The 25,187-nt window shown below is 72.6% G+C and carries 18 protein-coding genes; 6 read left to right on the forward strand and 12 right to left on the reverse strand.

Annotated elements, in window-relative coordinates:
- The first annotated feature begins 4 nt into the window (after window positions 1-4).
- Both coaA and BJ993_RS04735 read left to right on the forward strand, forming a co-directional pair.
- On the forward strand, window positions 5-991 hold the full coding sequence (coaA, locus tag BJ993_RS04730) for a type I pantothenate kinase (RefSeq protein ID WP_036551237.1): 987 nt from the start codon (window positions 5-7) through the stop codon (window positions 989-991).
- Between the two features lie 449 nt (window positions 992-1,440).
- The gene (locus tag BJ993_RS04735) at window positions 1,441-2,691 is read left to right on the forward strand and encodes an HNH endonuclease signature motif containing protein (protein WP_179647920.1); all 1,251 of its coding nucleotides are present in this window, start codon (window positions 1,441-1,443) and stop codon (window positions 2,689-2,691) included.
- A gap of 19 nt (window positions 2,692-2,710) precedes the next feature.
- On the opposite strand, the gene BJ993_RS04740 is transcribed toward BJ993_RS04735, so the two are convergent.
- From BJ993_RS04740 to rplM, 6 genes are all read right to left on the reverse strand, one after another.
- Window positions 2,711-3,331: a hypothetical protein gene (locus BJ993_RS04740; RefSeq protein WP_179647921.1), complete on the reverse strand. Its 621-nt coding sequence runs from the start codon at window positions 3,329-3,331 to the stop codon at window positions 2,711-2,713.
- A 47-nt stretch (window positions 3,332-3,378) separates the two neighbouring features.
- Complete coding sequence (locus tag BJ993_RS04745) at window positions 3,379-5,058, reverse strand: serine/threonine-protein kinase (protein ID WP_179647922.1); 1,680 nt, start codon at window positions 5,056-5,058, stop codon at window positions 3,379-3,381.
- A 248-nt stretch (window positions 5,059-5,306) separates the two neighbouring features.
- Window positions 5,307-6,290: a hypothetical protein gene (locus tag BJ993_RS04750; protein ID WP_179647923.1), complete on the reverse strand. Its 984-nt coding sequence runs from the start codon at window positions 6,288-6,290 to the stop codon at window positions 5,307-5,309.
- Window positions 6,291-6,357: 67 nt separating this feature from the next.
- Window positions 6,358-7,713, reverse strand: a complete 1,356-nt coding sequence (gene glmM, locus BJ993_RS04755) for a phosphoglucosamine mutase (RefSeq protein ID WP_179647924.1) — start codon at window positions 7,711-7,713, stop codon at window positions 6,358-6,360.
- A gap of 107 nt (window positions 7,714-7,820) precedes the next feature.
- On the reverse strand, window positions 7,821-8,321 hold the full coding sequence (gene rpsI, locus BJ993_RS04760; RefSeq protein WP_051933004.1) for a 30S ribosomal protein S9: 501 nt from the start codon (window positions 8,319-8,321) through the stop codon (window positions 7,821-7,823).
- Between the two features lie 20 nt (window positions 8,322-8,341).
- Complete coding sequence (rplM, locus tag BJ993_RS04765) at window positions 8,342-8,785, reverse strand: 50S ribosomal protein L13 (RefSeq protein WP_036551228.1); 444 nt, start codon at window positions 8,783-8,785, stop codon at window positions 8,342-8,344.
- 285 nt (window positions 8,786-9,070) lie between these two features.
- Here rplM and BJ993_RS04770 point away from each other — a divergent pair, with 285 nt between their 5' ends.
- On the forward strand, window positions 9,071-10,360 hold the full coding sequence (locus tag BJ993_RS04770; RefSeq protein WP_036551227.1) for a citrate synthase: 1,290 nt from the start codon (window positions 9,071-9,073) through the stop codon (window positions 10,358-10,360).
- A 23-nt stretch (window positions 10,361-10,383) separates the two neighbouring features.
- Window positions 10,384-11,583, forward strand: coding sequence for an FAD-dependent oxidoreductase (locus BJ993_RS04775; protein WP_179647925.1), 1,200 nt, complete (start codon window positions 10,384-10,386; stop codon window positions 11,581-11,583).
- Here the strand turns inward: BJ993_RS04775 and BJ993_RS04780 are convergent.
- The 3 genes from BJ993_RS04780 to BJ993_RS04790 all read right to left on the reverse strand — a co-directional run bounded on the left by BJ993_RS04780 (window position 11,537) and on the right by BJ993_RS04790 (window position 17,886).
- Window positions 11,537-12,631 (reverse strand): ATP-grasp fold amidoligase family protein, encoded by a 1,095-nt coding sequence (locus BJ993_RS04780; RefSeq protein WP_179647926.1) that lies wholly within the window; start codon window positions 12,629-12,631, stop codon window positions 11,537-11,539. The two genes, BJ993_RS04775 and BJ993_RS04780, sit on opposite strands and share 47 nt — an antisense overlap.
- An 80-nt stretch (window positions 12,632-12,711) precedes the next feature.
- Window positions 12,712-14,010, reverse strand: a complete 1,299-nt coding sequence (locus BJ993_RS04785) for a M1 family metallopeptidase (RefSeq protein ID WP_179647927.1) — start codon at window positions 14,008-14,010, stop codon at window positions 12,712-12,714.
- A 9-nt stretch (window positions 14,011-14,019) separates the two neighbouring features.
- The gene (locus BJ993_RS04790) at window positions 14,020-17,886 is read right to left on the reverse strand and encodes a Pls/PosA family non-ribosomal peptide synthetase (protein WP_308645478.1); all 3,867 of its coding nucleotides are present in this window, start codon (window positions 17,884-17,886) and stop codon (window positions 14,020-14,022) included.
- A 92-nt stretch (window positions 17,887-17,978) separates the two neighbouring features.
- Here BJ993_RS04790 and BJ993_RS04795 point away from each other — a divergent pair, with 92 nt between their 5' ends.
- The gene (locus BJ993_RS04795) at window positions 17,979-19,604 is read left to right on the forward strand and encodes a long-chain-fatty-acid--CoA ligase (RefSeq protein ID WP_051933002.1); all 1,626 of its coding nucleotides are present in this window, start codon (window positions 17,979-17,981) and stop codon (window positions 19,602-19,604) included.
- 146 nt (window positions 19,605-19,750) lie between these two features.
- Here BJ993_RS04795 and BJ993_RS04800 read toward each other — a convergent pair whose 3' ends face one another.
- Genes BJ993_RS04800 through BJ993_RS04810 form a run of 3 tightly spaced genes read right to left on the reverse strand, consistent with a single transcriptional unit; the run spans window position 19,751 to window position 22,414 of the window.
- Entirely contained in the window at window positions 19,751-20,515 is a 765-nt protein-coding gene (locus tag BJ993_RS04800; protein ID WP_036551221.1) for an ABC transporter ATP-binding protein, read from the reverse strand.
- Window positions 20,516-20,531: 16 nt separating this feature from the next.
- Window positions 20,532-21,578 (reverse strand): taurine ABC transporter substrate-binding protein, encoded by a 1,047-nt coding sequence (locus BJ993_RS04805; RefSeq protein WP_179647929.1) that lies wholly within the window; start codon window positions 21,576-21,578, stop codon window positions 20,532-20,534.
- Window positions 21,579-21,580: 2 nt separating this feature from the next.
- Entirely contained in the window at window positions 21,581-22,414 is an 834-nt protein-coding gene (locus BJ993_RS04810; protein ID WP_179647930.1) for an ABC transporter permease, read from the reverse strand.
- A gap of 127 nt (window positions 22,415-22,541) precedes the next feature.
- On the opposite strand from BJ993_RS04810, the gene BJ993_RS04815 reads away from it, so the two are divergent.
- A complete protein-coding gene (locus BJ993_RS04815; RefSeq protein WP_179647931.1) occupies window positions 22,542-25,097 on the forward strand; it encodes a tetratricopeptide repeat protein in 2,556 nt (851 codons plus the stop codon).
- Window positions 25,098-25,187 lie beyond the last annotated feature (90 nt).

Below are 25,187 nucleotides of genomic sequence, written 5' to 3' on the forward strand. Positions count from 1 at the left end.
CCACATGGTCACGGCCACCGAGACGCCGGGGGCCCACGGCGAGGACTCGCCGCGGGAGTCCTCGCCGTACGTCGAGCTCGACCGTGCCACCTGGGCGATGCTGGCCTCGGAGACCGAGAGCCCGCTGACGAGCGACGAGGTGGCGCGGCTGCGCGGCATCGGCGACCAGCTGGACCTCGCGGAGATCCGCGACGTCTACCTGCCGCTCTCCCGCCTGCTCAGCCTCCGCGTGCGCGCCGCCACGGCGCTGCACCACGCCCAGCAGGAGTTCCTCCACGGCCTGACCCCGCCGCGCACCCCGTTCGTGATCGGTCTCGCGGGCTCGGTGGCCGTCGGCAAGTCGACCGCCGCGCGCGTTCTCCAGCAGATGCTCGCCCGCTGGCCCGAGCACCCCAATGTCGCCCTCGTCACCACCGACGGCTTCCTCTACCCCAACGCCGAACTGGTCAAGCGGGGCCTCCTCGAGCGCAAGGGCTTCCCCGAGTCGTACGACCGCAAGGCCCTCATGCGCTTCGTGATCGACATCAAGTCCGGCAAGGACGAGGTCGAGGCGCCGGTCTACTCCCACCTCGTCTACGACGTCCGCCAGGACCAGAAGGTCGTCGTGAAGAAGCCGGACATCGTCATCGTCGAGGGCCTCAACGTCCTCCAGCCGGCCCGCGTCCGGGGCGACGGCCGGGTCGGGCTCGGGCTGTCGGACTTCTTCGACTTCTCCATCTACGTCGACGCCAACACCAACCACATCCGGGAGTGGTACGTCGACCGCTTCCTGCGCCTGCGCGAGACCGCCTTCCGCGACCCCGACTCCTACTTCGCCAAGTACGCCGCCCTGAGCCACGACTCGGCGGTCGACGAGGCCCGCCGGATCTGGGACACCATCAACGGCCCCAACCTGGCGCAGAACGTCCTGCCGACCCGGTCGCGGGCGACGCTCGTGCTGCGGAAGTCCGCCGACCACTCGGTGGACTGGGTGCGGTTGCGCAAGATCTGACGCCGTCGGTGGTCGCGGAGGTCGCGGGTGGTCGAGGAGGTCGCGCAGCGACCGTCTCGAGACCTCTTGCTCCGGTGCACCTGCTGTGCCCTGCGGTTTGTCCGTGGTCGGGTCTTCAAGCGCAGCGACGAGGACAGTGGGCGCGGGGCTGGGTTCCGGCTGTCGGGTGCCGTCCGCCCGGTGGTCGAGGAGGTCGCGCAGCGACCGTCACGAGACCTCTGGCTCCGGTGCACCCGCTGTGCCCTGCGGTTTGTCCACGGTCGGGTTCTCAAGCGGCAGCGACGAGGACGGTGGGCGCGGGGCTGGGTTCGGTTGTCGGATGCGGTCCGGCAGCTCCGCCGTCACTTCTTGCGCCGCCTGTCGTCCACAAGGCCCGGCGGGCGCGCCGTTGTGCACAGGCAAGTCCCGCGCCAACCGGTTGTGTCGGTCCTCCGTGATCCAATACACGTATGGCCACGCAGGACAGACACCACCAGCTCGCGGACATGTCCGCCGACGCCGTGCTGTCCTTCGCCGAGCAGCGCCACGCGGCCCGACTCGATGCCGAGCGCGACATCCTCGAAGCCGCCTACCAGTGGGCCGTCCTCCACTCACCCGACGCACTGCCGCCCGGCGACAAGCGCGGTCGCGAGCGCGCGAAGCCCGCGGGTGCGGCCGGTACGCCGCGGATCACCGAACACGCCGCCGCGACCTTCGGCGCCCGCATCCAGACCTCGCCGTACGGCGCGAAGAGGCTGATCGCCGACGCCGCCGACCTCCACCACCGCCTCCCCAACCTCTGGGCAGGCGTGAAAGCCGGGACCGTCCGCTCCACCCACGCCCGGCACGTCGCCGACGCCACCCGCGAACTGACTGCGGACGAGGCCGCCTGGGTCGACGCCGAGGTCGTGGAGATCGCTGACGGCCGGTTGGCCTGGACCCGGTTCGAAGCCATCGTCGAGGGCAAGGTCGCCGCCGCCTGCCCCGAGCTCGCGAGGGCCAAGGAGGAGGCCGCGGCGAAGGACACCTTCATCCGCCGCTCCCGCGTCGACAAGCACGGCATCATGACGATGACCATCCGCGACCACGCCGCCGTGATCCTCGGCTCCGAGGCCGGCCTCGACGCTACCGCCGACGGGTTGAAGGACCAGATGCCCGATGCCACCAAGAGCGAGCGGCGCCTGGCGGCGTTCGCGCTGCTCACCAACCCTGAGGCCCACGTCGATCTCTCGGTGGGTCCGGTGAAGCCGAAGGTCCTCATCCGGCTGCACTGCACCCCCGACTCGGCCATCGCCCGGATGGAGGGCCACGGCCCCCTGACGATCGAGTACGTCCGCCACCTGGTCGCCCACTTCGCTAGCCAGGTCAAGGTCCAGCCGGTCATCAATCTCAACCAGGGCGCCGCCGTCGACGCCTACGAGATCCCGCACCGGCTCCGCGAAGCGGTGCACCTGATCCACCCCGGCGACACGTTCCCCTTCGCCGCCAACACGACGAAGAACGTCGACCTCGACCACCAGATCCCCTACGCCGAGAGCGGACCCACCTCCACCGACAACCTCGGCCCCCTCACCCGCACCCACCACCGCATCAAGACCCACACCGGCTGGCAAGTACGACAACCCTTCCCCGGGATCGTCATCTGGCGAGACCCACACGGGGCCCACTACCTGGTCGACCAGACCGGAACACGACGAGTCGACGGCAACCACGCCGCCTGACCGTTGGCTGCCTCGCCCCTCAGGCCCAGAGGCCCTCAGCCGCGATCCGGCGCGGGTCGACGCCGTCGTCGAGCAAGGCGACCAGCCGTGCCGCCAGGATGTCCGGTGCCCCGGGTGGGACCAGCAGGTGGGTCGACCACACCATCCGGTCGTCGCGGTGGTGGATGGTGATGCGATCGCCCTCCCGTGCGGCCCAGTGGGTCGTCGCGGGCCTGAGCTCCTTCATGTGCCGGATCACCGCCCGCGGCCGTGTCTCCCAGCTCCGGTCCGCCATGGCGTCGCGGACCACGGCCACATAGCGGTCGCGCTCGAAGCTCAGGGTGGGCAGGTCGAGAGGTTGCCGCCATTCCGGCTCCAATCCCGTAGCAGGATCGGGTCCGCTGCCGGATTCGGGGAGGGCCGCGTCATAGACCCCCGTCAACGTTCGGAAGTCGGTCCACTCGACCTGCTCGCCTCGTCCGATGACCAGTCCGGCGACATTCGCGCAGCCGAACTCGCCGCAGGCGCAGCCGTAGAAGGCGATCCGGCGCGGCGGATCCTGGGGAAGCAGCGCGCCGCTGTCCAGGATGTCGGCCGGGTCGTTGCCCTCGTCCGCGCCGGACGAGGCGAGGAGGTCCTCACCGTCGACGAGCAGCCGCACGCTCGGGTAGTTGGGGACGCGGGAGTCGATCCGGATGGTCAGCTCGTTCACTCGACCACCACGCCGCGCATCTCCGACGGCGGCCGGAACCGGACCTTGCCCTCGTCGATCGCCTGCTGCGGGTCGGAGCCCTTCCGGACGTACACCGTGAAGCCGAAGCGGTAGTCGATGTACAGGACGGCCAGCTTCTCCAGCTCCTTCGAGGCGTCGTAGTAGCTCCACCGGTAGTACGCCGGGCGGCCGTCCACCTCGACGGTCTCGGGCTCGTCGCCGGACTCCTCGCGATAGTGCGGCAGGCCGCCGGCGTCCTGGCTCCACAACGAGTAGTTGACCTCGACCGGGGTTCCGTCCGACAGGTTGACATTGCACTTCCACAGTGCCGGGCGCTTCACCGCCCCACCGGCGTCGTAACAGGGACCCGAGCGGGTCAGCTCCGGGTACGCCCAGAACAGGCCGGGCAGGCCGAACGGCTCGGTGCAGGTGTCGAGCGAGGCGACCACCCGGTCGGGCTCGTTCCAGCAGCGCGGTCCCGGCTCGGCGACCGGGGAGGTGGCGGGCGACGTGGCCGGAGAGGTCCCCACGGTCATGCCGGACGTCGTCGTACCGGCTGCTCCTCCGCCGTCCCCGTCGTCACCCGAGAAGACCCCGGCCGCCGCGAGCGCGCCAGCCGTGCCGGCGACCACCACCAGCACCGCGAGGACGATGCCGACGAGCCTGCCCCGCGACCGCCGGCCCCGATCCGGACCCGACGGCGCCCGAGGCGCCGGGGGTGCGGGCGGCCCGACGGGTGGCCGGGGCGGGGGTGCGTCCCGGTCACGGGTGGACTCGCGGGTGCGCCCGGGACCGACCGGCACGCTGGGCGAGGTCATCGTGGGCGCTGCGGGGCCGGCCTCCGCCACCGTCCGCACCGAGCGCAGGAAGGACTGCATCTCGGGGGCACTGGCGAACCGGTCGGCCGGATCCTTGGCCATCGAGCGGCGGACGAGCTGGTTGACGGCGTGGCTCCACGGGTCGTCGCCGGGCAGCTGCGGGACGGGCGCCGACTGGTGGGCCACGGCCAGCTGGACCATGGTGCCCTCGTACGGCAGCCTGCCGGTCACGAGGAACCACAGCAGGCAGCCCACGGCGTAGAGGTCGGTGCGCTCGGTCGCCGGGTGCCCGTCGAAGCGCTCCGGCGCGAGATAGGCCCAGGTGCCGATCACGCCCTGCGTCTGCTCGGTGTTGACCACATCGGCCGCCTGGGCGATGCCGAAGTCGCAGAGGAACGCCCGGACGCCGCTCGCCTCGCGGCGCAGCAGCACGTTGCTCGGCTTCACGTCGCGGTGCACCAGGCCGACGGCGTGGGCGTCGGCGAGGCCGTCGAGCACCTGGTCGACGAGCCCGAGTGCCTCGGCGGGCGGCAACGGGCCCCGCGCCTCGACGAGAGCCGTCAGGTCGCCGTCGGGGATGAGCTGCGTGGAGATGTAGAGCCAGCCGTCGTGCTCTCCCGTGTCGTAGACCTGGACGACGTGCGGCGAGTCCAGACGGGCCAGGGCCTGCGCCTCCCGCCGGAAGCGCGCGACCATGTCGGGCGAGCCGACGAGCTGCGGCGCGAGCAGCTTCAGCGCGACGCGGCGCCCCAAGTCCTCGTGGACGGCGGTGAGCACGACGCCCATCCCGCCGTGGCCCAGCCGGTCGACGACGCGGTAGCGCCCGAAGACCTCACCCGGTTCCGGCAACGCGCCCATGGCTGGAACTCTAGGGCGATGCGCGGTGGACCGGGCGTGGTTCGGCGCTACTCCCCGCCGGCCGCTCACACCTGCGGCAGGTCCAGCGGGCCGTCGTAGTCCTCGACCTCGCCGGGCACCGGCTCGACGGCGTACTCACGCGAGCCGTCGAGGCCGATCCGGACGACGGCCCAGCGCTGGTCGACGTGGTCTCCGTCGCCGTCCTCCGCCCAGTCGCTGACGACGGCGAGCAGGTGCGCGTCGTCCTCCTAGACCACCTCGAAGATGCCGACCTGCTCCGCCGTCCTCAGCCGCAGCCGCTCCGTGCCCGTGCGGGCGTCGAGCACCGTGAGCTCGTGGTCGCCGGAGCCTCCGTACGTCGATGTGCCGGCCATCACCCGGGAGGAGTCCGGGGAGAACGAGACGAGACGGTCCTCGCAGGTCGTCCAGAGGACGGAGCCCTTCGGGTCGGCCACCCCCGCGCACGACCCGTCGCCGTCCTCGATGATCTCGGTGGTGCCGGCAGTGAGCCCGTTCGCAGCGACGGCCTCCACGTCGGGGATCCCGCGGTCGGTCGCGACGGGTCGGCGGCCGGGACGCAGGATCCACGCGCTCCCCGACGGACCTCCGTCGCCGATGGCCTCCCAGCGCTTCAGCAGGACGACGCAATCCGCGTCGGCGCCCGTGCAGTCGGTGCCGGTCACGGTCACCACGGTCATCGGCAGGCCGAGGTCGGTCGCGGGGATGGCGAGCTCGGTGGCCACACGACCTCCGTCCTGCACGACCACCGCCTTCCCGCCGGCGATGAAGGCGCCGAGCCGGCCGTCGGTCGAGGCGACCACACCCCCTTCCACGGCGTCCAGCTCGGTGACCCACTCCGCAACGCGGGAGCCGTCGGCGTCCAGGGCGAAGACCCGACCCTGCCCCATGTCGTCGGGAGTCGTGCCCACCAGGAAGCCGTCGTCGAGGGCGACGAATTCGGCGACCTCGACACCGGAGTCGACCGCGAGGGTCAGCCGTTCGGCTCCCCGCCGGAGCTCCGCGCCGGCGAGGTAGCCCTGCGCCGGCCCCTCGCCCACCGGCAGGTCACCCAGCGTCAGCGCACCGTCGGCGGCAGGACCACCCCGGCGGTGCTCGTCGTCGCCCGCCAGCACCACCGGTGCGGCGACCGCGACCGCGACGACACCCACCACGCCGGCCACGACGGCCCAGGGCCTCAGCGACCTCGACGACATCGACGACATCGACGACATGGAGCGAATCCTCCGCGACCGCCCCTGCCGCCGTCCCGGGAACCCGGAGATCTCCCCCGGCAGTCGGCTACAGCGCCAGCCGCTCCCGTACGACGTCAGCGAGCTGGTTCGCGACCGACTCCGCCTGCTCGGCGGTCGGCGCCTCGACCATGACGCGCACGAGCGGCTCGGTCCCCGAGGGCCGGAGCAGCACCCGTCCGGACGAGCCCAGCTCGGCCTCGGCCTCCTGGACCGCGGCGACGAGCGCGACGTCGTCGGTGCGGGTGCGGTCGACGCCGCCGACGTTGACCAGGACCTGCGGGAGGCGGGTCATCACGCCCGCGAGGTCCTGCAGGGACGAGCCGGTGGCGACCATGCGCTGAAGCACGTGCAGGGCGGTCAGCAGGCCGTCGCCGGTGGTGGCGTGGTCGCGCAGGATGACGTGGCCGGACTGCTCGCCGCCGAGCGAGTAGCCGCCGGCGCGCATGTCTTCCAGCACGTAGCGGTCGCCGACGGCGGTCTGCCGGACGGTGACGCCGGCGGCGGTCATCGCCTGCACCAGGCCGAGGTTGCTCATCACGGTCGCGACGAGGGTGTCGTCGACGAGCCGGCCGGCGGCCTTCAGCGCCAGCGCGAGGATGCCCATGATCTGGTCGCCGTCGACGACCTCGCCGGTGTGGTCGACGGCCAGGCAGCGGTCGGCGTCGCCGTCGACCGCGAAGCCCGCGTCGGCGCCGTGCTCGAGGACCGCCTTGCGCAGCGGGTCGAGGTGGGTGGAGCCGCAGCCGTCGTTGATGTTGAGGCCGTCGGGCTCCGCGCCGATGGTGATCACCGTGGCGCCGGCGAGGCGCAGCGCGTGCGGGCCGACCTCGCTGGCCGCGCCGTGCGCGCAGTCGAGTACGACGGTCAGCCCGGCCAGGGGGCGGGCGTCGGGTGCGTCGAGGGTGCCGACGAGGTGGGCGGCGTACTCCTCGACAGTGGGGCCGTAGGGGGTGACCCGGCCGACGGCACCGCCGGTGGGGCGATCCCAGTCCTGGCCGAGGTGCTCCTCGATCTCCCGCTCCAGGGCGTCGTCGAGCTTCACGCCACCGCGGGCGAGGAACTTGATGCCGTTGTCGGGCATGGCGTTGTGCGAGGCGCTGATGACGACACCGACGTCGGCGTTGAGCGCGTCGGTGAAGTAGGCGACGCCGGGGGTCGGCAGGACCCGCAGGCGGAGCACGTCGACGCCGGCGGAAGCGAGGCCGGCGACGACCGCGTGCTCCAGGAACTGTCCGGAGATCCGGGTGTCGCGGCCGACGACGGCCAGCGGGCGCGGCCGGTCGAAGTCACCGTGCTCGACGAGCACGCGGGCCGCGGCGACGCCGAGGCCGAGCGCCAGCTCGGCGGTGAGCTTGTCGTTGGCCAGGCCGCGGACCCCGTCGGTCCCGAAGATGCGGGTCACGTCGTACTCCCTCGTGTCGTGCAGGTGCTGCGGTGCAAAACGGGCGACGGGGCCACGGACCGCAGCAGCGGTGCGTGGCCCCGTCGTGGTGATCGCCTCGCGGCAGATCAGCGCTTCGAGTACTGCGGCGCCTTGCGGGCCTTCTTGAGACCGGCCTTCTTGCGCTCGGTCGCACGGGCGTCGCGGGTCAGCAGACCGGCCTTCTTCAGGGTCGGGCGGTTGGCCTCGACGTCGATGCCGTTGAGCGAGCGGGCAACGCCCAGGCGCAGCGCGCCGGCCTGGCCGGTGATGCCGCCGCCGTGGATGCGGGCGATCACGTCGAAGCGGCCCTCGAGGCCGAGAGCCGCGAAGGGCTCGTTGACGACCTGCTGGTGCAGCTTGTTCGGGAAGTAGTCCTCGATCGTGCGGCCGTTGATGGTCCAGGTGCCGGTGCCGGGCACCAGGCGGACGCGGGCGACGGCCTCCTTGCGACGGCCGGTGGCCGCGCCGGGGGCGATGGTCGCCGGGCGGGCGTCGATCGCGGCGGACGGGGAGGTCTCGCTGGTGTAGGCGACACCCTGCTCGTCGGTCTCGAAGGTCTCCTCGACCTCGGTGGTGTTCTCAGTCATCTCTGGATCCTCGAAGTCGATTACTGGGAGATCTGGGTGATCTCGAAGGGAACGGCCTTCTGGGCCTCGTGCGGGTGAGCCGGGCCGTTGTAGACCTTCAGCTTCTTGATCATCTGCCGGCCGAGGCGGTTCTTCGGCAGCATGCCCCACACGGCCTTCTCGACGGCCTTGCGGGCGTCCTTGTCGATGACCTCGCCGATCGGGGTCGCGGTCAGACCACCCGGGAAGCCGGAGTGGCGGTAGACCATCTTGGCGTTGCGCTTGTTGCCGGACAGGGCGACCTTGTCGGCGTTGACGACGATGACGTAGTCACCGGTGTCGGCGTTCGGCGCGAAGATCGGCTTGTGCTTGCCGCGCAGCAGGTTGGCGGCGGTGACCGCGAGCCGGCCGAGGACGACGTCGGTCGCGTCGATCACGAGCCAGGCGCGCTCGACGTCACCGGGCTTCGGAGCATAGGTACGCATGGAGGATTCCATTCGTTCGTGTCGGACACGTCCGAAGGCTCCGGACGTGGCATCTTCTGACGAACACTGCACCCACCTTCTGGTGGGCGACTGCCCTCGCGAGGAGAGCGGCAGGAGACGCATCGAGAAGGGTACGGCGGCCCGGACCCCCGGTCCAAATCAGGACCGGCCGCCAAGCTACTGCCCGGTAGCTCCGTGGAGCAGGAAAACCTCGCGGCTCGTGCCGACGCCACGGTTCGGGACACCGGGTTCCGGCCTCCATGACCGGCGGGCTAGGTTGCAAGGGTGACTGACTCTCTCACCGTTCGCGACAACCGCACCGGCGCGGAGTACGAGATCCCGATCGTCGACGGCACCATCAAGGCCGCCGATCTCGGGCAGATCAAGCTCAACGACGACGAGCCCGGCCTCGCGACCTACGACCCCGGATTCGTCAACACCGCCTCGTGTCGAAGCTCCATCACCTACATCGACGGTGACAAGGGCATCCTCGAGTACCGCGGCTACCCGATCGAGCAGCTCGCGGAGAAGTCGAACTTCCTCGAGGTGGCCTACCTGCTCATCCACGGTGAGCTGCCCTCCAAGGAGCAGTACGACTCCTGGGTGCACGAGATCACGTTCCACACGTTCGTGCACGAGAACGTCAAGGGCTTCATGCAGGGCTTCCGCTACGACGCGCACCCCATGGGGATGCTGATGGCGTCGGTGGGGGCCCTGTCGACGTTCTATCCCGAGTCCAGCAAGATCGCCGACCCGGACAACCGCCACATCCAGATCGTCCGGATGATCGCGAAGATGCCGACCCTCGGCGCCTGGGCCTTCCGCCACGCGCAGGGCAAGCCGTACGTCTACCCGGACAACGAGCTCTCCTACGCCGAGAACTTCCTCTCGATGCTCTTCAAGATGAGCGAGACGAAGTACGCCGGCGACCCGCGCATCGTCAAGGCGCTCGACACCCTCTTCATCCTGCACGCCGACCACGAGCAGAACTGCTCGACCAACGCGGTCCGCTCGGTGGGCTCCTCGCAGGTCGACCCGTACTCGGCCGTCGCGGCCGGCATCGGCGCCCTCTTCGGCCCGCTGCACGGCGGCGCCAACGAGGCCGTGCTCAAGATGCTGCGCCGGATCGGCACCGTCGAGAACATCCCCGCCTTCATCGAGGGCGTCAAGGCCGGCAACGAGCGGCTGATGGGCTTCGGCCACCGCGTGTACAAGAACTTCGACCCGCGCGCCAAGATCATCAAGAAGGCCTGCGACGACGTCTTCGAGGTCACCGGGGTCAACCCGCTCCTCGCCGTCGCCAAGGAGCTGGAGAAGATCGCGCTCGAGGACGAGTACTTCATCAAGCGCAAGCTCTACCCCAACGTGGACTTCTACTCGGGCCTCATCTACGAGGCGCTGGAGTTCCCGCCGGAGATGTTCACCGTCCTCTTCGCGATCGGCCGGGCCCCCGGCTGGCTCGCGCAGTGGCTGGAGCTCGTCCAGGACAAGGAGCAGAAGATCGCGCGGCCGAAGCAGATCTACACCGGCCCGCGGACCCTCGACTTCGTCCCCGCCGAGGAGCGCTGGGCGTAGTCGCGACGGGCTGAGCGCGCAGCATGCGCGTGGCCGTGGTCGGCCTCGGTACTGCCGGGGCCACCACGGCCTGTCTGCTTTTCGACCAGGGTCATGACGTCACCGTCGTCGAGCAGGCCGACGACCCGCGGCCGGTCGGCGCGGGCATCTGGCTCCAGGGCCTGGGCCAGCAGGTGCTGGACCGGCTCGACCTGCTCGGCCCGATGCGCGAGGCCTCCCGGGTGGTCCGGCGGGTCCGGATGGAGGGCCGCGGCGGGCGCCGCCTCGTCGACATCGGGTACGACGCCCGGCCGGCCTCGTCGCCGGCGCTGGGGGTCCACCGCGGCGACCTGTTCGGCCTGCTGTTCGGCGCGGTCCGCGAGCGCGGCATCCGCCTCGAGCTCGGGGCGCGGGTCAGCGCCGTCGAGCCGCGCACCGGCGGGATCGCGCTCACCGTCGACGACCCCGGCGGGCCGGACGCCCGCGACCTCGGCCGCTTCGACCTCGTCATCGGCGCCGACGGCAGCCGCTCACGGGTCCGGGCCGCGCTGGGGCTGGCCACCCGCGACCGGGAGTACCGCTACGGCGCGCTGTGGGCGATCGTGCCCGACCGGCACGGGCTGACCGGCGACACCCTCTTCCAGCGGATGGACGGCACCCGGCGCTATCTCGGGGTGCTGCCGACGGGGACCGACCGAGCGTCGTTGTTCTGGTCGGTGCGCACCGCCGACGCCGCCGCCGTGGTCGCCGGCGGACTCGACGGCTGGCGCTCGGAGGCGCGCCCGCTGGCAGGCCCCTACGCGCCGCTGGTGGACGAGGTGACCGAGCTGCTGCCGGCGTCCTACCGCACGGTGGCCGTGCGGTCGTCGTACCGGGTCGTGGGCGGGGGCCGCAGCGCCGGCGTCCTGGTCGGCGACGCCGCGCACGCGATGAGCCCCCAGCTCGGCGCCGGCACCTCCCTGGCGCTGGCGGACGCCTGGACGCTCGCGAGGGCCGTCGAGCGGCACGACGACCTCACCACCGCGCTGCAGTGGTACGACGACCAGCGCCGCGCCCACGTGCGGTGGTACCGCTGGTGGACCCGCGCGATGACCCCGGCGTTCCAGGGCGACCTGACCGCACTGGCGCTCCCCCGCGACCTGCTCGCGCCGGTGGTGGCCCGCACGCCGGGGATGCCGCGCCTGCTGGTGGGCACGCTCACCGGCGACCGGCGCTCGCTCCTCCGGACGTGGGACCTGCCGTAGCGCCCCGCTTCCGTGCCCGCCACCGCAGCCGCTCCTCCTGGAAGCGCGCCCAGTGCTCGAAGCGCCGACCGGCCAGCAGGTCGGCGGTGAGCCGCACCTCGGCCTCGTGGTAGAGCCGGCCGAGCAGGGCGTCGTACTCCGGCTTCCAGAGGTCGGAACGGCTGGGCACCGAGCTGAACTCGCAGAAGACCAGCTCGTCGGGCGCGTTGTGGAAGTCGATCCGCATGAACGGCACCGGGAGCTCGAGGCTGAGCGCCCGCGCCTGGGCCAGCTTGGCCGGGCACAGGCCGCCACGGTCGAGTGTGGTGTCCGCCGGGTCGGCGAAGGCGGGCAGCGGCTTGTGCCCGGGCACCACCGGCTGGAGGTCGGCGGTGAAGTAGGCGTACTCGACCCTCGGGAAGCGACGGATCTCCACGAGCAGCGCGACGTCGCCGTAGAAGCAGTAGGCCTTCACGTCGCGGGCCGGGAGGCCGTCGGCGCCGAGGACCAGCTCCTGAACCCGCCAGCGGTGCTCCTTGGGCGGTCCGCCCAGCTGGCGCGCGGCGACGGCCCTGATGTCGGCGATCGAGCCGAGCCGCTCCGTGGTCGCGACGCTGACCACCTCGCCGTCGCCCAGCACGAAGAAGACGCCCGCGGACTCGTTCGCCCGCAGCGGCTTGAGCACCGTGCCGGGCCGCAGGTGCGCCAGGGACTGGGTGAAGCCGCCCGCGAAGAGCACCTCGGCCACCGGCACGCCCGCCGCGGTGGCGAGCTCCCGGTCCCACGACTTGTCGACGCCGAGGAACTGCTCGGGCAGGACGCCCAGCTGCTTCTTCCGGCGGCGCGAGACGATGCTGCGCCAGAACGAGTCGGCCGGGACGAGCTCGCCGCGCCGGGCCAGGTGGGACATCGCCGGCTGGGTGAGGTCCTCCGGGGCGGCGGCGGACAGCGCGCTCAGGTAGACGTCGGGGTCGCCCTCGGCGAGCTGGTCGAGCAGCGCGCGGACCTCGGCGGAGGCGGCGCCGCGGGCGTCGAGCGCGCGGTCGAGCTCGTGGTGGGGGCTGGGCATGCGGAGACCTCGGGACGTGCTGGGGGAGCGGCCCCAGCCTCGCAGTGTCGGCCGACCGCCACCCGAGGTTCGCGGATTCTTTACCCGGGGAAGGGCGGCAGCGCCTCGTCGTACAGCCACGGGGCCAGCATGGACGCGACGTCGGTGCCCGTCCGCTCCCCCGCGAACGCGAGGAAGTCGTCGGTGGTGACATTGCTGCCGTCGTACGCCTCGACCCAGCCGGAGAGCAGGTCGAAGAAGGCGTCGTCGCCGACGGCGACCCGCAGCGCGTGGAGGGCGAGCGCGCCGCGCTTGTAGACGCGGTCGTCGAACATCAGCTCCGGGCCCGGGTCGGCGAGGACGAGGTCCTGGCCGGCCTCCGCGAGCCGCTCGTGGTGGTGGCGCGCCCAGCCGTCGCAGCTGCGCGGGCCGCCGGACTCCTCCGACCACAGCCACTCGCTGTAGCAGGCGAAGCCCTCGTGCAGCCAGATGTCCTGCCAGCGGCGCAGCGTCACGGCGTTGCCGAACCACTGGTGCGCCATCTCGTGCGCGACCAGCCGCACGTGCGACCACTCCGCCGTGCAGAAGTTGCGGCCGAAGGTGGACAGGCTCTGGCTCTCGAGCGGGATCTCGAGGTCGTCGTCGGTGATGACGGCGGCGTACTTCTCGAACGGGTAGGTCCCGAAGACCCGCTCGAAGTACTCCAGCATCGCGCCCTGCTGGTCGAAGGAGCCCGCGAGGTCGGCGTCGGACGGTGCGATCGTGGTGACCGTCGGGCCGTGGGTCGTGGAGGCGTAGCGGCCGATCTGCACGGTGGCGAGGTAGGACGCCATCGGGCGGTCCATGACATAGGTCCACTCCTCGACGCTCGCGCGGCGGCGGTGCTCGACCAGCTCGCCGTTGGAGACCACGACGTAGCCCGCGGGGGCGCCCAGGGAGATCCGGTAGGTGGCCTTGTCGTCGGGCCGGTCGTTGCAGGGGAACCAGGTCGGCGCGCCGTGCGGCTGGGCCGCGACGATCACGCCGTCGGCGAGCTCCTCCCAGCCGGCGTCGCCGTGGTGGCGGTCGATGACCGGCTTGGGTACGCCGCCGTACGCGATGGTCAGCCGCAGCTCCGCGCCGGACGGCACCGGGCGGTCGAGCTGCAGGACCAGCCGCTCGGAGCGTGCGCTCCACTTGCGCAGCCGGGCGCCGTCGACGCGGACCTTGGTGGCCCGCAGGTGCGCGAGGTCGAGCACCAGCCGGGCGGTCTCCTCGAGCGTCACCACGTCGAGGGTGGCCGTCCCGGAGAGGCGGTTGCCCTCGAGCGCGTAGACGAGGTCGAGGTCGTAGTGCCGGACGGAGTACGACGGGTCGCCGTGGCCCGGCAGGTAGGGGTCAGCGGTCGGCAGGTGCGGCATCGTCGCGCGCTACTCGGCCCACGGGCCGATCGGGTTGCCGATCCACCGCGTCTTGTCCGGCACCGTCTCGCCCCTCATCACCAGTGACACCGGCCCGACGGTAGCGTGCTTGCCCAGCGTGGCGGCAGGCAGCACCACGGAGTTCGGCCCGAGCGTCGCCCCGCGACGCAGCCGCACGGCGTCGGTCGCGAGCAGCCGGTCGTGGAAGAGGTGGGTCTGCACGACGCTGCCCTGGTTGACGGTCGCGCCGTCGCCGAGCTCGACGAGGTCGGCCTCGGGCAGCCAGTACGACTCGCACCACACGCCGCGACCGACCCGTGCGCCCATCGCCTTGAACCACAGCGTGATCAGGGGCGAGCCCGTCGCGAGTCCGGCGAACCACGGCGTGGCGAGCACCTCGATGAAGGTGTCGGCCAGCTCGTTGCGCCACACGAACGAGCTCCACAGCGGGTGCGAGCCGGCGCGCACCTTGCCGACGAGGAGCCACTTGGCGGCGATCGCGACCAGCGCGGCCACGGCGCCGGCCGCCCACAGCAGGAGGGGTACGGCGACCAGGCCGGCCACGGCGCCGTACTCGCTCCACGCCGCGAGGGTCCCCGCCACCACGGCGACGTGGAGCCCGACGGCCAGGGCCAGCGGGATGACACGGGCCAGCTCCCAGCAGGCACGGGCGACCTTGAGCCGGCGCGGCGGCGCGTAGGTGCGCTCGTCGGCGGAGCCCTGCTCGGCGCGGCGCAGCGGTGCGGGCGGACTGCCCAGCCACGACTCGCCGGCCTTGACGGTGCCGCGCGCGGGCGCGGCGGACAGCACGGCCACCAGCGAGCGCTTCGGCACCTTGCGGCCCGGCGCGGCCATCGCGGAGTTGCCGACGAACGCGCGCTTGCCGACCTTGACCCGCTCGGCGCGCAGCCAGCCGCCACCGAGCTCGTAGCCGCCGATGAGGGTGTCGTCGGCGAGGAAGGCCTGGTCGCTGACCGTCGTGAGGGACGGGATCATCAGCACCGTCGACGCCTCGACGTCGCGGCCGATCCGGGCGCCCAGCAGGCGCAGCCAGGTCGGGGTGAGCTGGGAGCTGTAGAGCGGGAACAGCCAGGTCCGGGCCTCGTCGAGCACCCGGATCGTCGACCACACGCACAGCGCGGGCCGGCTCTGCAGCGGGTGGGCGCCGGCCTTGACGCCCCGGCCCAGCAGGCGCACGACGGCGAGGACGAGGACGGCGAGGGTCACCGCGCCGAGCACCACGCCGGGGACCAGCCACGGCAGCACCGCCCGCACGGCGTCGCCTACGCCGTCGGTCCCGCCGAGGTCGGCGAGCAGCAGCGCGGGCACCAGCGCGGCGGCGATCGCGAGGGCCGGGAGCAGCGCGAGCCCGGCCGCGGCGGCGGCGTACGAGACGGCCCAGAGGCGGAGCGTGCGCCTCGTCGCGGCCGGGCGTTCGGCCCACGGGCCGCGGGCGGCCGAGCTGGCGCGGGTCGCGGGGGCGCCGGACCAGAACTCGCCGGCCGGCACCTCGCCGAACACGGCGGACCCGGGCGCGACCTCGGCGTCGTCGCCCACGACCGCGTCCGGGCCGAGCATCGAGCGGGTGCCGACGCGGGCGCGCGGACCGACCCGGATCCCGCCGACGTGCAGCGTGTCCCCGTCGATCCAGTAGCCGGTGAGGTCGACCTCGGGCTCGATCGACGCGCCCTTGCCGACCGTGAGCAGCCCGGTCACCGGCGGCAGCGAGTGGAGGTCGGCGCCCCGGGCGACCTTCGCGCCCAGCAGGCGGGCGTACCAGGTCATGTACGGCGCCCCGGCGAGCCGCGTCGCGCCGAGCTCGTCGGCGATCCGCTCGGCCATCCAGATGCGCAGGTGCACCTTCCCGCCACGGGGGTACTCCCCCGGCCGGACGCCGGCCCGCACCGCCTGCACCAGCTTGGCCGCCAGCAGCATCCGGCCGGGAGGGGTCACGAAGACCACCAGCAGCAGGGCCAGCAGCCACCACGGCACGGCCGGCAGCCAGTCGACGTCGAGCAGGTCGTGGACGACCCGGGAGAAGGCGAGCGTGCCGGCGAGCCAGCGCGGCGCGGCCAGCGCCCGCAGCAGCGGGACCGCGACCACCTGTCCGAGCTGGGTCTTGCGCGGGATCGGCAGCACCTTGCGGCTCTGCTCGGCGAGCGCGGTCGGCTCGAGCGCGTCGAGGAAGCGGGCGAGGCCGTCGACGGTCGGGTGCTCGTAGAGGTCCGCGACCGTCAGGTCGGGGTGGTCGGCGCGGAGCAGGGTGACGACCTGCGCGGCCGTCAGGCTCCCGCCGCCGAGGTCGAAGAAGTCGGCGTCCGGGCCCTCCGGGACGGCACCGACCACCTTCTGCCAGACCTCCGCGATGACGGCGGCGGTGCCGTGCAGGCCGAAGTCGGCGGGATCGGCCGTCGGCAGCGGCCACGGGAGGGCGTCGCGGTCGACCTTGCCGGAGGTGCGGGTCGGGATGTCGTCGACGACCGCGAGCCGCGGGACGAGCGCGGCGGGCATGGTCGCCCGCAGGTGGGCGGTCGCCGCGGCGCCGTCGTACGCGGGGGTGGTGGCGAGGTAGCCGACGAGGAGCTGGTTGCCGGTCGTCGTACGACGCACGGCGGCGGCCGCCGCGGTGACACCCGGCAGGGACAGCAGGGCCGAGTCGATCTCGCCGAGCTCGATCCGGCGCCCGCCGAGCTTGACCTGGTCGTCGGCGCGCCCCGCGAAGAGCAGCCCCGCGGCGTCGTTGACGACGATGTCGCCGCTCCGGTAGGCGCGGTCCCAGCCGAGCGTCGGCATCGGGGCGTACTTCTCGGCGTCCTTGGCCGGGTCGAGGTAGCGGGCGAGCCCGACGCCGCCGATGATCAGCTCGCCCCGCTCACCCTCCCCCACGGGCTCGCCCGTCGCCGGGTCGACGACCACGAGGTCCCAGCCGGCGAGCGGCAGGCCGATCCGGACCGGGCCCTGCGCGGTGACCAGCGCGCCGCACGCGACGACCGTCGCCTCGGTCGGGCCGTAGGTGTTCCAGACCTCGCGCCCCTCACGGACCAGGCGGACGGCGAGCTCGGGCGGCAGCGCCTCGCCGCCGAGGATGACCATCCGCACCCTCTCGAGCGCGTCGTCGGGCCAGAGACTGACGAGGGTCGGGACGGTCGAGACGATGGTGATGTCGTTGGCGGTCAGCCACGGGCCCACGTCGACCCCGCTGCGGACGAGGGCGCGCGGGGCGGGGACCAGGCAGGCGCCGTACCGCCAGGCCAGCCACATCTCCTCGCAGCTCGCGTCGAAGGCGACGCTGAGGCCCGCCATCACCCGGTCGCCCGGGCCGATCGGGGCGTCCTGCAGGAACATCAGCGACTCGGCGTCGACGAAGGCCGCGGCGCTGCGGTGGGTGACGGCGACCCCCTTCGGCGTGCCCGTCGAGCCCGACGTGAAGATCACCCACGCGTCGTCGTCGACCGTCGGGTCCTGCCGCTGGCGGGGCGCGGCGTCGCGGCGGGGCTCGATGACCAGTCCGGTCCCGACCAGCGCGGCCACGGCGGCCTCGCCGAAGACGAGCCGGGCGCGCTCCTCGGGGTCGTCGGCGTCGACCGGGACGTACGCCGCGCCCGCGAACAGGATGCCCATGATCGCGACGTAGAGGTCCGTCGTGCCGGACGGGAGCCGGACGCCGACCTTGTCGCCCGGGCCGATGCCGAGCTCGGCGAGGTCGGCCGCGACCGCCTCGGCCGCCTCCGCGAACTCCTCGTAGGTCACGGTGTCGTTGCCGCTGTCGAGGGCCATCGCGTCGGGGTGCTCCGCCGCCGTACGACGGAACACGTCGACGAGGGTGCGGGGGGCGGGTGCCTCGTCGCCGCGCAGCAGGGGGGACGGGGCGTTCACCTCTCCATCGTTTCGGATCGAGGTGAACGGTGGGTGGCGCGCCCGCGGTCGCTTCGTTGTGCCGGCTTGTGATGTGGGCCACAATCTGCGGGGTGAGCGCGACAACGACGTCCCCGTCCACCCACCAGGCCTGGCCCCCCGCGGTCCCTCCCGAGCCGACCTACGTCGACGACCGGCTCAACCACTGGGCGGAGGCCACGCCCGACGCCGAGGCGATGAGCTATCTCGGGCGGACCTGGACCTGGGCGCAGTGGCACGACCGGGTGCACCGCGCCGCGGGCGGCCTGCGCGAGCTCGGCATCGCACGCGGCGACGTGGTGTCCTTCCTCGACAAGAACCATCCGGCGTGCGTGGAGATCAGCCTCGCCGCCGGCTCGATCGGTGCCGCCAACGCGATCATCAACTGGCGCTCGGCCGGCGACGAGATCGACTACGCGGTCAACGACTCCGGCGCCAAGGTGCTCTTCGTCGGACGCGAGCTGATGCCGACCATCGAGGCGATCCGCGACCGGCTGCCCAACGTCCAGCACATCATCGAGGTGACCCCCGAGGGCGGGGAGGACGACGCCTACGAGCAGTTCCTGGCGTCGTCGACCCCCTGCGCGGACGGGCCCGACGTGCTCGAGGACGACGTCTGCCTGGTCATGTACTCCTCGGGCACCACCGGGCGCCCGAAGGGCGTGATGCTGACGCACCGCAACATGGTCAAGCACACGATCAACGCCCACGACGGCTGGGGATTCGAGCCCGGCGACAAGTCGATGGTCGCCATGCCGCTCTTCCACGTGGGCGGGTCGTCGTACGTCCTGTTCGGCATCCACGACGGCGTCCCCAGCGTGATGACGCGCGAGCCGGACGCCGCCTCGCTCGCGGGCGCGATCCTCGCCGGCGCCAACCGGACCTTCCTCGTCCCGGCCGTGCTGGCGCAGGTGCTCCAGGCCGGACCCGACGCGGTCAAGCTGTTCGGGGCGCTCAAGACCTACACGTACGGCGCCGCGCCGATGCCGCCGCCGCTGCTCCGCGCGGCCATGGAGGCCTGGCCGGACACCGACTTCATCCAGGTCTACGGACTGACCGAGGTCGCCGGCGTCGCCACCCACCTGATGCCCGAGGACCACCGCACCGCCGAGGCCGACGGCCACCCCGAGCGGCTGGTCTCGGCCGGGAAGCCGGTGCCCGAGTGCGAGGTCCGCATCGTCGACCCGGCCACGCTCGAGGAGGTGGCCACCGGCGAGCACGGCGAGATCTGGCTGCGCACCCCGCAGCTGATGAAGGGCTTCCTCAACAAGCCCGAGGCGACCGCCGAGGTGATCACCCCCGACGGCTGGTTCCGCACCGGCGACATGGGCCACGTCGACGAGGACGGCTTCGTGTTCGTCTCCGACCGACTCAAGGACATGATCATCACCGGCGGCGAGAACGTGTACTCCCCGGAGGTGGAGCGGGTCCTCTCCGAGCACCCGGGCGTCCTCGAGGTCGCTGTCATCGGCGTCCCCGACCCGACGTGGGGCGAGTCGGTCAAGGCGGTCGTCGCGCTCAAGGAGGGCTCGGACGCCAGCGAGGTCGAGCTCATCGAGTGGACCCGCGAGCGCCTCGCCCACTTCAAGGCGCCCAAGTCCGTCGACATCATCAGCGCGCTCCCCCGCAACCCGACCGGCAAGATCCTCAAGCGGGAGCTGCGCAAGCCGTACTGGGAGGACCAGCAGCGCCAGGTGTGACCGGCCCCGGTGGTCGAGGAGGTTGCGCAGCAACCGTCACGAGACCCCTGGCCATGGTGCGCTCACGGTGTCCGGCACCGTCCCAGCACCGGCTCGCCGGGTCTCGAGACGGGCGCCAGGGCGCCCTCCTCGACCACCGACTCGGGTCAGTGCGCGATGGCCGCCCGCACCCGGGCGGTCGTCGCCGCGAACTCCGGCAGCGCGCGGACCTGGTCCGGCGTCAGCGAGGCGTCGGCGGAGAAGGGCACCTGCTCGTCGAAGACGATCCGCCCCGGGCGCGGGCTCATCACGAGCACCCGCGAGCCGAGGAAGACCGCCTCGTCGACGCTGTGCGTGATGAACAGGATCGTCTTGCCGGTCTCGCGCCACAGCGTGAGCAGCTCGTTCTGCAGCCGCTCGCGGGTGAGCGCGTCGAGGGCGCCGTAGGGCTCGTCCATCAGCACGACCTCGGGGTCGCCGGCGAGCACGCGGGCGATCTGGGCGCGCTGCTGCATGCCGCCGGACAGCTCGTAGGGCCGCCGGTCGGCCGCGTCGGTGAGGCCGACGAGCGACAGGTAGCGGTCGGCCGTCGCCAGCCGCTCGGCCTTGCCGATCCCGCGCAGCTTCGGGCCGAGCGCGACATTGCGGCGTACGTCGAGCCACGGGTAGAGCGTCGGCTGCTGGAAGACGACGCCGCGGTCCACGCCGGGGCCGCGGACCGTCGTACCGCCGACGGCGATGGAGCCCGACGACGGCGCGACGAAGCCGGCGATCATCCGCAGGAAGGTCGTCTTGCCGCACCCGGACGGCCCGGCGAGCGTCACCAGCTCGCCGGGCTCGATGGCGAGGTCGATCCGGTCGAGCGCGGGCACGGCGCCGCCGCGGGCCCGGAACTCGTGCGCCAGGCCCGCCACGTCGATGCCCTTGCTCATCGGCTCGTCCCGCCCGTCATTCCGCCGAGGCGGCGACCGAGGCGTCCACCCCGTCGTCGTACGTCGCCGCGGGGGCCACGGCCGAGATGCCGTCCTGCTGCAGCAGGAACTTCGCCGTGCCCAGCAGGTCGGTGCCCAGCTTCTTCCCCAGCCAGTCGTCGCCGGCCTGGTCGGCCGCCCGCAGGTAGGTCAGCCCGGCGAACTGCGCCTTGGCCTCGTCGGTGCTGACGCCGACCTCGATCGCGACGCTCTCGGCCGCCTTGTCCGGGTCGTCGAGGATCTGCTCGACGGCGTAGTCCTGTGCCTTCGCCCAGGCCTCGAGGACCTTCGGGTTCTCCTCGATGAAGCTGGTCGACGCGAGGCCGAGGTCGTAGGTCGGCTTGCCGGCCTCGGCGGTGTCCTTGCTCGAGAGGATGACGGTGCCGCCCTGCTTCTTCAGCTCCGACAGGGTCGGGTCCCAGATCCACGCCGCGTCGATGTCGCCGTTGGCCCAGGCGGGCGCGATCTGCTCGGGCTCGCTGTTGATCAGCTTGTAGTCGGCCGGGTCCTCGCCCGCGTCGGCGATCGCCTGCAGCAGCGAGTAGTGGGCGGTCGAGCCGAACGGGGTGGCGATGGTCTTGCCCTTGAGCCCCTTGATGTCGGTGGCGGCGCCGTCGCGCACGACGAGCGACTCGGCCTCACCGATGACGTCGTGGATCCAGATCACCTTCACCGGCAGGCTCAGGGGTGCCGAGAGCGCCTTCGTCGACGGCGACGAGCCGGCGAGGCCGATGTCGATGCTGCCGGCGCCGAACGCCTGGACGACGTCGCCTCCCGAGGCGAAGTTGTTCCACTCGATGGTGGCGTTGGGCAGGCAGTTCTCGAGGAGCTTCTGGTCCTTCACGACGACGTCGCCGTTGGGGATCTTCTGATAGCCGATCCGGACCGTGCCCTCGACCGACTCGTCGGCCGTCCACGGGCAGTCGCTGGCGGCGGCCTCGGTGTCCTCGCCGAGGCTGCAGGCGGAGAGCGGGAGGACGACGGCGGCCAGCGCGGCGGCGGCGGTCCAGCGGGAGGTCTTCATGGTCAGGCCTTTCCTCGCCACGGGACGACGAGCTTCTCGATGGAGCGGATGACGGCGTCAAGGGCGATCGCGGTGAGGCCGATGACGAGGATGCAGGCGACCGACAGCGCGATCTTGTTCTGCGTCCCGGAGAGGTAGGCCAGGCCCCCGATGCCCGGCAGACCGTTGACGAGCTCCGCGGCCACGACCGTGGTCCACGCGAAGCCCACCGCGACGCGCAGCCCGGACAGGATGTCCGGCAGCGTCGCGGGGAGGACGACCTGGGTCGTCAGCTGCAACCCGGAGGCCCCGAGGCTCCGGGCGGCATTGAGCTGGTCCTGCTTCACCCCGCGCACCCCGTTGATGGTGGCGAGCGTGATCGGCGGGAAGGCCGCGAGGAAGAGCAGCCACACCTTCGAGGTGTCGTAGATGCCGAACCACGCGACGAGGAAGCCGATGTAGGCCAGCGGCGGCAGCGAGCGCAGGAAGTCGACGTACGGGCCGACCAGGTCGCCGACCCACCGCACGGTGCCCATCAGCAGCCCCAGCGGTACGCCGACCACGACGCCGAGCACGAGGCCCAGCCCGATCCGCCGCAGGCTCACCACGAGGTGCTCCCACAGGAAGTAGTGCTCCTCGCCACGCACGACGCGGTCCACCCCGCCACCGACCGGGTGGTAGCTGTTGGCGCGGACGAACGCGTCCCACACCTCCAGCGGACTGGGGGTCAGGTAGTGCGGCTCGACCAGGTCCGCGGCGGCGACCACCGACCACGCCACCAGGAGCACGACGAGGCTGGCCAGGAGCCCGAGCCATCGGCGCGGGCCACGGACCACATCGGGGTGCGAGGAGGACATGGCCGGGTAATCTACAGTGTCTCACTCGACATTGTTCACTTGGTATGCTGACGCGGCATCCCACCCACAGCAGAGCGGAAGGTGCGACTCGACCATGGCGCCCCGGAGCCATCGATCCCTGCGGCGCTTGGCCCGCCCCGCCCGCGCCGCCGTCCGCAGGCTCCGGCAGCGGCGGGCCGCACCCCCCACCCCGGCCGAGGAGCAGCGCGCGGCCTGGCTGGCCGAGAGCGCGGCGCACGTCGAGGCCCGTCGCTTCGAGGACGCCGAGCGGGTGCTCGACAAGGCCCTCGCCTCCGAGCCCGACGAGATCACGCTGCTCGCCGCGCGGGCCCGACTCGAGGGCCGGCGCGGCGACTGGGCCGCAGCCCGCGACCGCTGGGCCGAGCTGGTCGCCACCCGCGCCGACGACCTCAACGCGCCGGGCTGGGTCAGCGCCGTGCACAGCCACCGACGCGCCCGCGACATCGACGCGGCCGAGGCGATCGCGACCCAGGCGCTCGAGCGCTACGCCCACCGCCGGATCGTGCTCTGGGAGACCGCCCACGTCGCGATGGCGCGCGCCGACTGGGACCAGGCCGTCGTGCGCTGGGTGCGCTACTGGCGATCGGCCGCCCGCGACGACCCCGACCCGCGCCCGCTCCCCCGCCGCGCCTCGCAGGCCGACTGGTTCGAGGCCGCGTGGCACGAGGTCGTCAACCACCTCGACTCCGCCGACGCCCTGCTCGACCGGCCCGCGGGGCCCCTCTTCCACCGCGCCCTCGCCCGCGTGCTCGGCAAGTCGAGCATGGACGACGACCGGATCCGGGTCCTCGAGCGCGCGGCGCGGCTCTACCCCGACGACGCCCCCGTGGCCTACGAGCTGGCCGCCGCCCGTCTGGAGTCCGGTACGACGCCGGGCGCCCTGCCGATCGGCGCGGACGAGGTCGCCGAGGTGCGCGGAGCGCTGCCGTCGTACACGGCGACGGGGACGGGCCTGGGCCCGGTCCGGCTGGTCCGGGTGCCACGGCACTCCTCGCTCGAGCTGGCGCTGCGGTCCGGCCACTACATCGACCGTCCGGCGGTCGGCCGGCTGGTGCAGGAGATCAGCGAGCGCGACCGCTGGCCCGAGCCGCTGAGCCCGACCAACATCCTGCTGGCGCAGGCACGGGCGTGGGCGGACGAGTTCGGCGCGCGGTTCGCGTCCCCGCCGCACCTGCCGGCCGAGACCCTGTCCGACGCGGTGATGGTGAACGTCTACCACGAGTCGGCGCTGTTCGTGCCGATGCAGCGCCTCGCCGCCGAGCTGGCCGCGCGGGCCGCCGGCGAGCCGGTCCTGATCGAGGTCCTCGGCACCGAGCTCGGCTACCTCGAGGGCTACGCGTCCGGCGACTTCGACCTGGTCTTCCTCTACTTCGCGCTCCTCGAGCGGGGCGCCAACGCCTTCCTCGTGCGGATCGAGAACGAGTCGGTCGGCCGGGCGACGGAGACGGTGCGCTTCGTCCCGAAGTGGCGCTCGGTGATGGCCGCGCTCGACGTGGTCGAGGATCCGGCGCCGCACACGCGAGCGGTGGTCCCCGCGGGCATCCGCCGCGTCGTGCCGCTCGTCGAGGAGCTCGACGACGTCGTCGTCTACCAGTCCGGCTCGGTCGTCAAGGAGTTCGCCTACGACCGCTCGATCGAGCAGCAGTACCCGATCCACGCCACCGCCCGCCTCCACCCGGAGGAGAGCGTCCTGCAGACCTTCGAGTACCCGCTCACCCGGGTCGCCCGGCTCACCGGTCGCGCCCTCGGCGCCGAGGGCGGCAGGGCGAGGGGGTCGGTCGAGGTCGGCGAGCCGCTGGGCGGCACCTGGCAGGAGTGGTTGCACCGCGCGACGTCACCGCTCCTGGAGCACCTCGCCCGCACCGCCGCGGCCGACATCGAGCGGCGCGGTGTCACCGAGGCGCACATCGGCGACCACCTGTACGCCGAGAGCGTGATCGTCGGCGACACGGTCCGCCGTGCGGGCGGCCGGGTCATCGTGTGGCCGCACTCGACCAACCCGGTCCACGTCGACCTGCGCCGCGCCGACTCCTTCGACGAGGTGCACGCGGTGACGCACAGCGGCGCCGAGGCCTGGCGCCGGGCGTTCCCCGACAAGGTCGTGCACCACTCGGCCGACTCGATGCTGTCGCCGTCCCCGCCGCGGCCGTTCGAGCCCGGCAAGCCGGTCTCGCTGGTGATCTTCGGCGGTCGCTCGACACTCGGCAACATGCCGACCCTCGACACCGCCGCCCACCGCGAGCTCTACATCCGGCTCTTCGACGAGCTGGCCGCCCTGCGCGAGCACCACCCGGTCGACGTCTACTTCAAGCCCCGAGGCCTCACCGGCGAGCACGAGCACTGGCTCTTCCAGACGGTCGGCAAGACGGCCGGCTGGAAGCCGATCTACCAGCACTCGCTGCGCCTCGAGCTGCCCAACATGGTCTTCGCGTCGGTCTCGATGGGCACCTCCGCACTCATCGAGGGCCTCACCCGCGGCGTCCCGGGCTTCGTGGTCCGCGAGTTCCCCGTGCGCGACTACACGACGCTCGACGCCGAGGCGTTCCCGATCGTCCCGGCCGCCGAGGCGATGGAGCTGCTCGCGAAGGCCACCACCGCCGAGGGGTACGACGAGCTGGTGGCCCGGGAGCTGCACCACATGAAGGACGAGCTCGGGCTCTGACGCCTGCGCCGGAGGAAAATCCCGCGCGCGGGGTCGCGACGTCCGATAGGGTCGCCTGCAGGAGCGCCGGGAAGCCTGGTCGGCACAGTG

Origin of the sequence: Nocardioides aromaticivorans, from assembly GCF_013408525.1 — a bacterium.
In the GTDB taxonomy this organism is placed as follows: domain Bacteria; phylum Actinomycetota; class Actinomycetes; order Propionibacteriales; family Nocardioidaceae; genus Nocardioides; species Nocardioides aromaticivorans.

Coding starts and splice junctions, on each gene's coding strand:
- BJ993_RS04810 (WP_179647930.1), bottom strand. CDS start 22,414: ATGTCCTCCTCGCACCCCGATGTGGTCCGTGGCCCGCGCCGATGGCTC.
- BJ993_RS04785 (WP_179647927.1), bottom strand. CDS start 14,010: ATGCCGCACCTGCCGACCGCTGACCCCTACCTGCCGGGCCACGGCGAC.
- rplM (WP_036551228.1), bottom strand. CDS start 8,785: ATGCGTACCTATGCTCCGAAGCCCGGTGACGTCGAGCGCGCCTGGCTC.
- BJ993_RS04735 (WP_179647920.1), top strand. CDS start 1,441: ATGGCCACGCAGGACAGACACCACCAGCTCGCGGACATGTCCGCCGAC.
- coaA (WP_036551237.1), top strand. CDS start 5: ATGGTCACGGCCACCGAGACGCCGGGGGCCCACGGCGAGGACTCGCCG.
- BJ993_RS04800 (WP_036551221.1), bottom strand. CDS start 20,515: ATGAGCAAGGGCATCGACGTGGCGGGCCTGGCGCACGAGTTCCGGGCC.
- BJ993_RS04745 (WP_179647922.1), bottom strand. CDS start 5,058: ATGGGCGCGTTGCCGGAACCGGGTGAGGTCTTCGGGCGCTACCGCGTC.
- BJ993_RS04780 (WP_179647926.1), bottom strand. CDS start 12,631: ATGCCCAGCCCCCACCACGAGCTCGACCGCGCGCTCGACGCCCGCGGC.
- BJ993_RS04750 (WP_179647923.1), bottom strand. CDS start 6,290: ATGTCGTCGATGTCGTCGATGTCGTCGAGGTCGCTGAGGCCCTGGGCC.
- rpsI (WP_051933004.1), bottom strand. CDS start 8,321: ATGACTGAGAACACCACCGAGGTCGAGGAGACCTTCGAGACCGACGAG.
- BJ993_RS04775 (WP_179647925.1), top strand. CDS start 10,384: ATGCGCGTGGCCGTGGTCGGCCTCGGTACTGCCGGGGCCACCACGGCC.
- BJ993_RS04805 (WP_179647929.1), bottom strand. CDS start 21,578: ATGAAGACCTCCCGCTGGACCGCCGCCGCCGCGCTGGCCGCCGTCGTC.